Below are 2,644 nucleotides of genomic sequence, written 5' to 3' on the forward strand. Positions count from 1 at the left end.
GGTTTAACCTGAGCGACTTAGTTTTTGCTGCGCTTTTTTCTGGCTTGAGATTTTAGGTTCGACAGCAACTCCTTGATTGTTTTTTGAGTTACCCCTTGACAATCAAGACAGTCGCTACGTTCATCTAGTAGGGTTGATTCATGAATCAACCCTACCTTGAATCAACCCTACCTTGAATCAACCCTACCTTGAATCAACCCTACTGAATCAACCCTACCTTGAATCAACCCTACCCCAACCCCCCCCGATGTTGGGGGGTTGGGGGCAAGGGGAGGAGGTTCGGCTAATCTAAAAATAAAGGGATATCTTGAAATTGTAGTTTCCTCATTTCAGATTTTGTCCCTTGCTCGCCTGTGGTAAAAGCGGAAGACCGGCTGGATTCCCTAAACAAATAAAAGCGGCCCAATACTTAGGAGCTTCATAAGGGCGTTCTAAATCAGATTTTTGACTTAATTCACGCAAATGGGCAGCAGTTCCTATACTGTGTTTTTCTGCCGATTTGATGGCATCTTCCGTTAGCCATTGGGAACGCATTTTGGCGATGGTGAGACGCTGGAGGCTAGATTTGGCTTTTCTCAAAGCTTCTGCTTTGCTAAGTTTTGCTTTCAGGAGATAATAATAGAAATACTGCATTAAGATAGTGGTAGCCACATCCTCCACTTTCCAAAGGCTGATAATAACGGTTTTTGCTCCTGCTTGGATGAAGGAACGACGCAAACCGATGAGGGTTTCTCCTGTGTAGAGGTCTCCTAAGGCGGTTTCACAGGCGGATGTTACTACTAACTCTGTCCCTGCTAAGTTGATAGATTGCACGTCTAGGGAAGTTAATAAGCCATCTTCGGCTTCTTCGGGTAGTTTACCGCCGTTTAACATCGTATTCACCCCCGCAAAGGCTAAACCTGAACGCAACAGGGGATTTTGTCTGGTGCCGACTTGGAATCTTTCTGAGGCGGAAAGACTCGATAACATGAAGTTTTGGTTAATTGTGTCCAGTTCGGGGGTTATATCGCCGAGAAAGTAGCCATGAGTAGCAATATGGAGAATATAAGGGGCTTTTTGGGCTTTGGAGACAAGAGGTTTTAAAGCTTTGGCGGCGGTAACGGGTTTGACTCTGAGTATTTTAGCGATTTTTTCGCCTTCGATTTCGGTGCCGGGGAGGGAGTTGAATATTTGTCCTTGTCTAGAGGTGGCTAAATTGCGTAAGGATGGTTTAAAGGGGAATTTTTCCTCATTTTCGGCAGTTGATGGCGTGTTTTCGGGACTAGCTAAGTTATAGTCAGGGTTAGCGATAACGAGAGGATAGGTGACTTTTGCGGGAATTTTGGCTTTAAAGCGCAGGATATCTCGCCCTACATTTAAGAAGTTGCAGCGATATTCATCCATTAAGTAGCTGCCTTTATCGGTGGGTAAAATTTCAAAGGGTAAGCAGTTTAATTCGCCATCGGGACAGATAATTAATTCTTGGGTGAGATAAGGCTTGATTTTGTCAAAAATAAGCTGGCTTAGTTCAATTTTTGACAGTATATCCTCTTGTTTCTTAAATACGGCCACACTTAATCCTCGTGGGTTTTCTACCGATTCCCGAAACTCTTTCACTAATTTGTCTATGGGTTCAGCTTCTCCTAAATCTATCATAGTTAGCTGTTCTGGGGCTTGGGCAGGTAGGATAAAGGCGAGATAGCGAGGGGGAAAGGATGCAGCGTCACCGTTGGCGGGAATTGCCTGAAAATTGTAGTTATTAAACCTGAAAAATTCAATTAGGGTAGTTCCTTCGGGTAATTCTAAAGCGATGGTACGAAAATCAGCGTTTTGCAGTTCTTTTTCGAGGTTAAGTTCGGGGATATTTAATTCTCGTTCGAGGTTTTCCGCTTGTTGTTCGAGGGATTTAATTTCTTGTTGGTAGTAGGGAAGTTGTTCGGGGGTGGGTATATCAAAACAGCGTTTGGCGAGTTGTTGTCTGATTTGTTGCCATTGTTGGAGTTTGGGGGCAAGATGGGCGTATTGTTGGGATAAAAGGGCGATTTTTTGCAGGATGGCGGTTTCGGTTGCGATCGCTTTCCGTCTTAAGATGAGGTTATAGGCAGATTGTACCGCTTCGGGAGTATTAGGAAAGTGTTGGAAAACGAGAGAGAGAAATCTTTCTACTTTATAGTAGTTTTGTATAAGATAAATGATGCGTTGTTTATCGGTGCTGATACTAAAGATTTTCGAGATAGTTTTTAAGTCAATATCTGCCGCTTCTTGCATTAATTTTAGGGCTGGTTTATGGCAGTTGGTTGCTGTATATAATAGGGCTAAGTTATTCAGAGAAGTAGCATAGCCAGGGTGTTCAGTACCTAGAATTTTACCAATAATTTTGAGAGCTTGTTGATGGAGAGGTAAAGCTTGCTCATACTGTCCCATTAGCTTATATAAGTTAGCTAAATTATTCAGAGAACTAGCATAGTTAGGGTGTTCAGTACCTAAACTTTTACCACGAATTTCGAGAGCTTGTTGATGGAGAGGTAAAGCTTGCTCGTACTGTCCCATTGACTTATATAATACGGCTAAGTTATTCAGAGAAGTAGCATAGTCAGGGTGTTCAGTACCTAAACTTTTACCACGAATTTTGAGAGCTTGTTGAGAGAGAGGGCAAGCTTGCTCA

1 protein-coding gene is annotated in these 2,644 nt (G+C 42.9%); it reads right to left on the reverse strand.

Annotation, left to right across the window (positions count from 1 at the left end):
* Nucleotides 1–324: 324 nt before the first annotated feature.
* A partial coding sequence (locus tag PX482_RS20045; protein WP_288122923.1) for a CHAT domain-containing protein occupies nt 325–2,644 on the reverse strand: 2,320 nt, incomplete at its 5' end.

Origin of the sequence: Microcystis sp. M53602_WE12 (genome assembly GCF_030065455.1) — a bacterium.
Lineage (GTDB): Bacteria > Cyanobacteriota > Cyanobacteriia > Cyanobacteriales > Microcystaceae > Microcystis > Microcystis aeruginosa.